This window comes from Flavobacterium aurantiibacter, assembly GCF_002251775.1.
Classification (GTDB): domain Bacteria; phylum Bacteroidota; class Bacteroidia; order Flavobacteriales; family Flavobacteriaceae; genus Flavobacterium; species Flavobacterium aurantiibacter.
The window spans coordinates 40,951-49,870 of the sequence record NZ_NOXX01000196.1 but is presented as its reverse complement, the minus strand read 5'-3'; the positions used below and the strand labels follow the sequence as shown (position 1 = coordinate 49,870).

The 8,920-nt window shown below is 40.0% G+C and carries 7 protein-coding genes; 5 read left to right on the top strand and 2 right to left on the bottom strand.

What is annotated here, in order from left to right:
- From CHX27_RS08555 to CHX27_RS08540, 3 genes are all read left to right on the top strand, one after another.
- Positions 1 to 644, top strand: a 644-nt coding sequence (locus tag CHX27_RS08555) for a hypothetical protein (RefSeq protein ID WP_207758950.1), incomplete at its 5' end; no start/stop codon positions are given.
- Positions 645 to 955: 311 nt separating this feature from the next.
- Positions 956 to 1,315, top strand: coding sequence for a hypothetical protein (locus CHX27_RS08545; RefSeq protein ID WP_094486346.1), 360 nt, complete (start codon positions 956 to 958; stop codon positions 1,313 to 1,315).
- A 305-nt stretch (positions 1,316 to 1,620) separates the two neighbouring features.
- Positions 1,621 to 2,169 carry a hypothetical protein gene (locus CHX27_RS08540; protein ID WP_133063442.1) on the top strand — a complete coding sequence of 183 codons (549 nt, stop codon included), beginning with the start codon at positions 1,621 to 1,623 and terminating at the stop codon, positions 2,167 to 2,169.
- A gap of 218 nt (positions 2,170 to 2,387) precedes the next feature.
- On the opposite strand, the gene CHX27_RS08535 is transcribed toward CHX27_RS08540, so the two are convergent.
- Both CHX27_RS08535 and gltX read right to left on the bottom strand, forming a co-directional pair.
- A complete protein-coding gene (locus CHX27_RS08535) occupies positions 2,388 to 3,368 on the bottom strand; it encodes an SPFH domain-containing protein (RefSeq protein ID WP_094486344.1) in 981 nt (326 codons plus the stop codon).
- 48 nt (positions 3,369 to 3,416) lie between these two features.
- Positions 3,417 to 4,931 carry a glutamate--tRNA ligase gene (gltX, locus tag CHX27_RS08530; RefSeq protein ID WP_094486353.1) on the bottom strand — a complete coding sequence of 505 codons (1,515 nt, stop codon included), beginning with the start codon at positions 4,929 to 4,931 and terminating at the stop codon, positions 3,417 to 3,419.
- 223 nt (positions 4,932 to 5,154) lie between these two features.
- Here gltX and CHX27_RS08525 point away from each other — a divergent pair, with 223 nt between their 5' ends.
- A complete protein-coding gene (locus CHX27_RS08525; RefSeq protein WP_094486343.1) occupies positions 5,155 to 8,487 on the top strand; it encodes a hypothetical protein in 3,333 nt (1,110 codons plus the stop codon).
- Entirely contained in the window at positions 8,480 to 8,899 is a 420-nt protein-coding gene (ybeY, locus tag CHX27_RS08520) for an rRNA maturation RNase YbeY (protein WP_094486342.1), read from the top strand. The genes CHX27_RS08525 and ybeY overlap by 8 nt, the downstream gene beginning before the upstream one ends.
- Positions 8,900 to 8,920: the final 21 nt, after the last annotated feature.

The window sequence follows — 8,920 nt, the reverse complement described above, 5'->3', positions numbered from 1 at the left end:
TATTGATTTTTAATCAATTATGTTTTTTGTCGTGTACTAAAAAATTTTTATTTTTTAAAGTCATGAAAAAAATTTTGTTTTTGTTGTTAATCGCCAATGCAATGTTCGCTAATGCACAAAGTTTATCAGGTTTAAGAAACGAGAGAGCTTTTAAAGATTACGTAAGTTCCGAGTATAATCTCGTTAAGAATGCTAATGAAGCGGATATTTCCTTAGTTAATCCAAATCTATTGAGTAACGGAGATCAGGCAGAGTTAAGAAAATTTCTTGCTGCAATCGCTATGACTGAATCTGGTTATAGAAGTCATTTAGCTACTCAACGAAGTAGATTATCATCACTTGAGGCGAAGTATAAGCTGTCAACAATACCGTCTAGGCAATTGCAGGATTTATTAATTCCGGAATTAAATCCAGTTATAGAACCTATAATCGCGGTGACCAACGGTGATTGTGAAGATGAGTTACAAAACACGCTTATAATGAATTTTGCTGCTGCTGTTTTAGGTCATCTTACTTGTTCAACAGCCGATATAACGGTATTTGCAGGAATAATTTGTCATGGAGCAGTAGCTACTGTTCATGCAACGGCTGATGCGAACGCACGTATAGAGTATAAACGTTGTATTAAAAATCAAAAAAAATAACAAAACATGGATAGTAAACGAGACATTAGTGCCTTAATTGTTTGTATTGTTGTACTAGCAGTTCTATATATCTTTCCAGATATAAACATTTGGATTAAACTTTTAGTTCTTTCATCGGGTCTGGTTTTTGTATCCCTTAAAACATGGACTAAATACAAAAAGGGAAGGTTCAAGAGATCGGAAGTAATACTTCTTGGAATTGGACTAATAGTGTCTGTTACTATTTTTTTAAGATCATACCTTTATCTTTAAAACAGTTTAAAGTGCATATTTTACGAGTTATTCTTGTAATTGTTATTTCACTGACAATTATGTCTTCTAGCGCCCAATCGACTGGCACAAACATCCTTCGTGGCGCTGAAATCATCAGTTCAGGTCTTAGCATTTTTGCCCTATCAAAAAACAACAATGCAAACAAGACCGTAATCGACCAGGTTTGTATAAAAAACAAACTTACCGAACGCATTACGTTTAAAATTTACGGCGTTTCGGATGCTACGCAAGACGATATCAAAAAAGAGGTAATTATTCCTGTAGATGGTAAAGAATGCTTTTTAAATCTGCCCAAAGGTGTGTACACTTACGAGGTAATTTTATCCAACAAAGAAATTTATCGCAAAGGCGAATACCACTTTAAAGAAGATGTTGTTATTGCAGTGAAAACAGAGTAATTAAGAAGCCGGCGTTGAGTCGGCTTTTTTTTATTTTAAAAACTTTTCAAACAATTTCTTCGAGTAATTTATTGCGCTCAAACCTCCAAACTTTCTAACGTATTGTCGAAGAAAGATTTTACTATTCAAAAGTAAATGTTAAACCTCTAAAAGTTAGTTTTAAATCGATTAATTTTAAGGTAATTCTTGTTTTGTTGAACGGTTATTTATACTGTTATCCAGTTGTAAGTTGCGACAATTAGATCATTGTAGTGATTTTTAAATCGATTTCAGCGCGAATCATCAAATCAAATATCTGAACTGACGTGAGAAAAATTTTACTGCTTATCGCCGTTGTTACTTGTTCGTGTACCATTACCCGAACAATTAAATTGGAAAAAACTAGCGTTGCGAATTTAGAGTCGTTTTACCAAAACCACGGCATCGTTAATTTCATATATCCCAAGAGTTTACAGGCGCTCGTAAGTTTGGATTCCATCGATAAAACTACAGTTCCGCAAAATACCGTGTTCGACGAAAACGGCCTTGAAATATTGCATTTTAATGAAAAATTATGCGCAAATCATACGCTTACATTTCTCAAAGAATACCAGAAAAGCATGCCGCTGAAGCTCGGGAAACTAAGCATTAATGAGTATCTTAAGCATTTCAAAGCTAGTGATAGTAGTATAAATTTTGCGGCGATACAGAACCAGAAGAAGATTCGAATTTTTGTTAATTCGGCTAGCTATGCAAACAAATACGGCGTAAATCAGGAGGCTTTCGAAATATACAACCGTTTTAAAGATCAGTACACCGTAATCGTTGTAAACTTTGATAAGCTCAAAGAATGGGAGGCTACTGAAACAAAATAAATTTCGGTTTTACTTTTTTTACAGACACATTTATGTGCACAATTTTCCGCAGCAGGGGTTGCGGCAAATACCCCACAGCCTAGCCGCTGAGGCACGAAGTGGGTAGGCGAGGAGTATAGCCAAAAACCCGGTGGCGGCCGTTTCAAGAATTTCCACTACATAACGGCCGACAGCTGCCCAAAAAAAACCACCAAATTGCTTCGGTGGATGTAAGAGTTTTACGCTTCCGGTTCCGGTTCTGCAGCTGGATACGTGGGCGGTTCGGAAGGAACGTCGGCATCTTTAATGCGTTTTCCGCCTTTTTTCATAGACTCGCCAATTTGATTACTAGCCGTAAACGAAGCCACCATATTATTCAGCATATCGCTGCCCGCTTGAGGCGAATTAGGTAACAAAATCAAGTTCGAATTCGTATCTGCGCCGATCGATTGTAAGGTATCGTAATGTTGGGTCACCACGATCAATGCCGATGCTTCCTGGCTGTTAATTCCCACTTTATTCAAAACATCGACACTCTCTACCAAACCACGAGCAATTTCTCTGCGCTGATCGGCAATACCTTGTCCTTGTAAACGTTTGCTCTCCGCTTCGGCCTTAGCTTTAGCAACGATGCGAATGCGTGATGCTTCGGCCTCAAATTCAGCTGCCGTTTTCTCACGATCGGCGGCATTAATTCGATTCATGGCGTTTTTCACCTGGATATCCGGATCAATATCGGTAACCAACGTGTTGATGATATCGTAACCGTATGTGGCCATCGCTTCGTTTAATTCGCGCTTAACCGCAATTGCAATGTCGTCTTTACGCTCAAAAACGTCGTCTAGAATCAATTTAGGGACTTCTGCGCGCACAACGTCGAATACGTAGGCCGTAATCTGGTCGTGCGGGTATTCGAGCTTGTAAAACGCATCGTAAACGCGATCTTGAATGACTTTGAATTGCACCGAAACTTTCATCTTAACAAAAACATTGTCTTTGGTCTTTGTTTCAATGATGACGTCCAGCTGTTGAATACGCAAATTCACGCGTCCGGCAATTCGATCAATTAGCGGAATTTTTAGCTGCAAACCCGAGTTGCGTACGCTTAAAAACTTTCCGAAACGCTCGATTACCACCGCAGTTTGCTGCTTTACGGTGAAGAAAGCCGATAGAAAAATGAAGAATCCTAAAACAAGGATTACAATGAGAGTGATAGACATGATACTGCTTTTCGTAATGATACGCAGTAGCTGTCATTTAGTTACAGCTTACAACGGTATTTTTTGTAAACCCGTTTGCAAACGTTTAACGGTTTCGGTTCTTCCTATCACTTCAATGATGTCGAACACGTGCGGTCCTTTCATTTCGCCGACGAGTGCCAAACGAATTCCAGGTAAAATACGTCCCATATTTGCGTTCGATTTGGCGAAATGTGCACGGACTTCTTCTTCGATTGCATAGCTATCGTCGTTGGTCGATTGCTGTAAAACTTCCACCAACTCTTCAATGTAATCGGTAGTTTCAACGGTCCATTTTAAACGCATTTTTTCGTCGTAGGTCGTTGGTGCTTCGTACAAATACGAGGTTAGCGTGTAAAAATCTTTTACTGTGTTGGCGCGATTTTTTATGAGCGTAAAGGCACGAACAGCGCTGTTTATCGGAATTTCATAGCCGTGTAAAGCCAATTCTTTTTGGTATAATTCACCGCCTTTTTCGTCCGTAATTTTTTGTAAGTACTGGTGATTGAACCACAAGTTCTTCTCCGGATCAAATTTTGCTCCAGCTTTGTGAACGCGTTCTAAATCAAATAATTCGCTTAATTCTTCCAAAGAGAAAATCTCCTGATCCGTACCGCTGTTCCAACCTAAAAGTGCAAGAAAATTTACAACGGCTTTGGGGAAAAATCCGCCTTCGCGATACCCCGCCGATTTTGTTCCGTCTTCTCCAACCCAATCTAACGGAAAAACAGGGAAACCAAATTTATCACCGTCTCGTTTAGATAATTTTCCGTTTCCTTGTGGTTTAAGTAAGAGCGGTAAATGTGCAAATTCCGGACGTTGCCAACCAAATGCTTCATACAAGCTAAAATGCAAGGGTAGGGAAGGCAACCATTCTTCGCCACGAATTACGTGTGTGGTTTCCATTAAATGGTCGTCTACAATATTTGCAAGGTGATATGTGGGCATACCGTCGCTTTTAAACAAGACTTTATCGTCGAGCAAATTGGTTTCAAAACGCATGCGTCCGCGGATGATGTCTTGGGTATAAATTTCCGTATCGGCAGTAGTTTTGAAACGAATAACGTAAGCATCGCCACGTTGTAAACGTTCGTTAACTGCTTCTGCCGAAAGGCTCAAACTATTTTCTAAGCCGTTGCGACTGGTTGGTCCGTAGATGAAAGTTTTTCCTTCTTTTTCTGCATTTTTTCGCAGTGTGTCTAAACTTTCAGCGCTATCGAAGGCATAATAGGCAAAGCCTTTGGCAACCAATTCGTCGGCGTATTGCTTGTACAAATGTTTGCGCTCGCTCTGGCGATACGGTCCAAATTTTTCATTTTTCCCAACCGTTTCATCCGGTGAAATCCCCAACCATTCTAGAGCTTCAAAAATGTATTCTTCCGCTCCGGGAACAAATCGAGTTTGATCGGTATCTTCAATACGCAGGTAAAAAGTTCCTTTATTTTTCTTTGCAAAAAGATAGTTAAACAAAGCGGTTCTAACACCACCAATGTGTAATGGTCCAGTCGGACTAGGAGCAAAACGAACGCGAACAGACATAGCGATTTTTTTAGGATGCAAAGATAATCAACCCGTTTTTATGGCGCTTGCTTCGGCGAAATTATAAATTGGGAAACGTTTTCAAAGTCGGATTTTGTTTTTAAACCGTGATATTTATTAGCTAAATTATTATTTATCAGTATGTTATTGTTACAAGAAGCTTAGCGTGGAATTAACAATACGGAATCAGCGAAAATGCTACTTTTATCGGTTAAAAAGTACGTAATCGATGCAGCAGAAAATCATCTTTGATAAATTAGAGGATTTTATCCGTAAGTATTACTTCAACGAGGTATTACGTGGAGCCATTTTCTTTGTGGGCTTAGGCTTGTTGTATTTACTATTTACCTCTTTGATCGAATATTTTCTTTGGCTGGATTCAGCCTCTAGAACCGTAATTTTTTGGATGTTTGTTGCAGTAGAAGTTTTTCTTTTTGCAAGATACTTAGCCTGGTCCTTAGCAAAGTTGTTTAAAATCCGAAAGGGAATTAACTACAAGCAAGCATCTGCGATTATTGGAAAACACTTTTCAAATGTCGACGACCGCCTGCTGAATTTCCTTCAATTAACAGCCGAGCCTCAGAAGTCGGAATTACTTTTGGCATCGATCGATCAAAAAGCAGCTACTTTGGCGCCGGTTCCGTTCACTAATGCCATCGATTTTTCGAAAACAAAAAGATATTTACCGCTGGCTATACTGCCGATTCTTATTGTTGCTTATTTTTTTATATCAGGTAATTCATCTGTGCTTTCCGGAAGTTTAAATCGCGTGGTTCGCTATTCGGAGTATTTTGCTAAGCCAGCTCCTTTTAAGTTCGTCATAACAAGTGCACTTTTGGGAGTAGAAGGTCAGAGTTTTACGCTGCGTGCAGAAACAGTAGGTAAGGTAGTTCCGGAACAAGTTTCGGTATTGATTGGTGAACGCACTTTTTTAATGGATAGTGAAGAGCCGGGTGTTTTTACGTATGAATTCACTTCCCTACAAGAAGCAGTTACCTTTGTTTTGGAAGCAAACGGTTTTCAATCGAAAGAGTATATATTACAAGTTGCGCAAGTGCCAAGTATAGTCGATTTCAAAATGCGTTTGCAGTATCCTGCCTATTTGCAAAAGCGTGCCGAATTAGTTTCGGGGACTGGCAATGCCGTGGTTCCAGAAGGAACTTTGGTTTCGTGGATTTTAAATACAAAAGCGACAACGGCAGTTTATTTCAACGTTCCAGATGGAAAGCAAGCATTTTCCAATAATGATCAAACGTTTAGTTATAGCCGTAAGCTGCGTGATGCTTTATCTTACGAGATCACTACAGCCAATCAGCGAGTTTCTGATTACGAGCGTTTGAAATATCAGATTTCAGTGGTTAAAGATCAATATCCTACAATCAATGCCAAGCATGCACCCGATTCGTTAGGTGTTGCGAAAGAAGTTGTAGTAGGAGAGCTTGCAGATGATCACGGTTTAGGAAAGTTTCAGATCGTTTATTATCCAGCGGGAAAGCCTCAAGAGGAACGGCGTTTTAATTTTAGTGCTAAGTCTGGATTATACGATCGTTTTGTGTTTACATTTCCATCTACTTTACCGGTTGTAGAAGGCGTTAGCTACGAATATTATTTTGAGATTTTTGATAACGACGGTGTAAACGGTGCAAAGTCGGCGAGATCTGAAGTTTTTTCGCAACGAATTATGACAACTGACGAACGAAATGATCAGTTTTTGCAAGATCAGAAATCGGCAATTAGCAATTTAGAGAAAAGCACTAATCAACAAAGCAAGCAGTTGAGTGAGTTGGATAAGCTTCAGAAATTATCCAGAGAAAAAGATAATTTATCCTTTAAAGACAGACAGAAGTTAGAAGACTTTATCGAGAAGCAAAAGCAAACGGAAGAGAAGATGCAGAAGTTTGCCGAGAAGTTAAAAGAGAATCTACAGAAGTCGGAGTTGGGTAAGAACGATGAGGAGAAAAAGGATTTGGAAAAGCGTCTTGAGAAAAGTGAGAAAGTGTCTGAAGAAACGCAGAAGCTTCTTGATGAATTAAAAGAGCTTGGCGATAAGTTGAAGCAGGAAGATTTGTTGGAGAAGATGGATAAGCTTGAAAAGATGACGAAATCGCAAACCAGAAACCTGAAGCAACTGGTTGAAATGACTAAGCGTTTTTATGTTAAGAAAAAGGCTGAACAAATCGCCAAGAAGTTGGATGAATTAGCTCAAAAGCAGGAGCAGCTCGCCGAGGAGCAAGTTCCGAATGAAGATAAAAAGCAAGAGGATTTAAAGAAAGAATTCGAAGATGTAGAAAAGCAGTTGGAGCAATTGAAGAAAGATAATGAAGAATTAAAAGCTCCGTTGGAAATTCCAAGCGATCAAAAGAAGGAAGAGTCGGTTAAGGAAGACATGAATAAAGCCGGTGAGTCGCTTAAGCAAGAGAATCAGTCGGGCGCAAAGCCTAAGCAGAAAGCTGCGGCTAAGAAGATGAAGGAAATGTCGCAAACGATGGCGGAGTCGATGATGTCTGGCGAATCGGAATCTAACGAAGAAGATGCAAAAACGCTGCGTCAGATTTTGGACAATCTGTTGTCTTTTTCGTTTTCTGAGGAATCTCTTATGAAGAAGTTTCAAAGCTTGCAGCGTTCTTCGCCCTCATACAATACGCAACTTAAGAAGCAACAAGATTTAAAGCAGCAATTCCAGCATGTTGATGATAGCTTGTTTGCACTTAGTTTACGCAACCCTAGAATTGCGGAAGATGTTAATAAGGAGATCGGAGAAATTACCTACAACATTGAAAAGTCTTTGGAGCAATTGGTAGAAGGTAATGTAAGCCGCGGAACGTTTCATCAGCAGTACGTAGTTTCTGGCAGTAATAAATTAGCCGACATGCTTTCGGAAACATTGAATAGCATGCAAATGAGTATGAGCGGTTCGGGCAGTGGTGGCAAGGGTACGCCTAGTCCGGGTCAAGGTTCGGGCAAAGACGGTCAGTTGCCCGACATTATTCAGAAGCAACAAGGATTGGGTGAGAAGATGGGGCAACAACAGGGAAATAAAAATCAAGGAAACCAACCGAATGGGCAGCAGCAAGGCGGAAGTCAGCCGAACGGCAAAGAAGGTGGTAAGTCGGGCTCTGGTAAAGGCGAAGGTGAATCGGGAGAAGACGGAGAAGGAGATGCGAAAGCCATCATGGAGATTTACAAACAGCAGCAGCAATTGAGGGATGCTTTATCGAAGGAATTGGAGCGAAATGGGATGACAGGTGCTGGACAAAACGCCTTGAACCAAATGAAAGAGTTAGAAAAGCAATTATTGAATCAAGGTTTCAAGAATAATTTGCAACAGCGAGTGCAAGCGATTAAACAAGAATTATTGAAGCTAGAGAAAGCAATTCGCGAACAAGGCGAAGACAATAAACGACAATCGCAAACCAATCAGAAGTCGTTTTCAAATAACGCGCCTGAGATAAGTCCAGCCTTACGCGACTATTTAAACAGCATTGAAATATTAAACAGACAAGCCTTACCTTTGCGCGCCATTTACGGAAAGAAGGTTCAAAACTATTTTAGCAATGATTGAGTTTCACAGTGAAACAGACTTTGAGTTAACAGACGAGAAATTAGTTACCGATTGGATTCTACGTGTAGCGCATAAGCACGGGAAGTCGATTAGTGAAATCAGTTATGTGTTTTGCACCGACGAGTATTTGTTAGATATGAATCAGCGTTTTTTGAACCACGATACGCTAACAGATATTATCACTTTTGACTACACGGTAGGTAATGAGATCGGCGGAGACGTGTTTATATCGACCGAGCGCGTAGCAGAAAACGCAGTAGATTTCGGAGTAGAATTTATCGAAGAACTACGTCGAGTAATTATCCACGGCGTATTGCACTTATGTGGATTCAAAGATAAGACGGAAGAGGATGAAGCTCAGATGAGAGCACTGGAAGACGAAGCATTAAAAATGTTCCACGTGGAACACTAACTTAATTGTTCCACGTGGAAC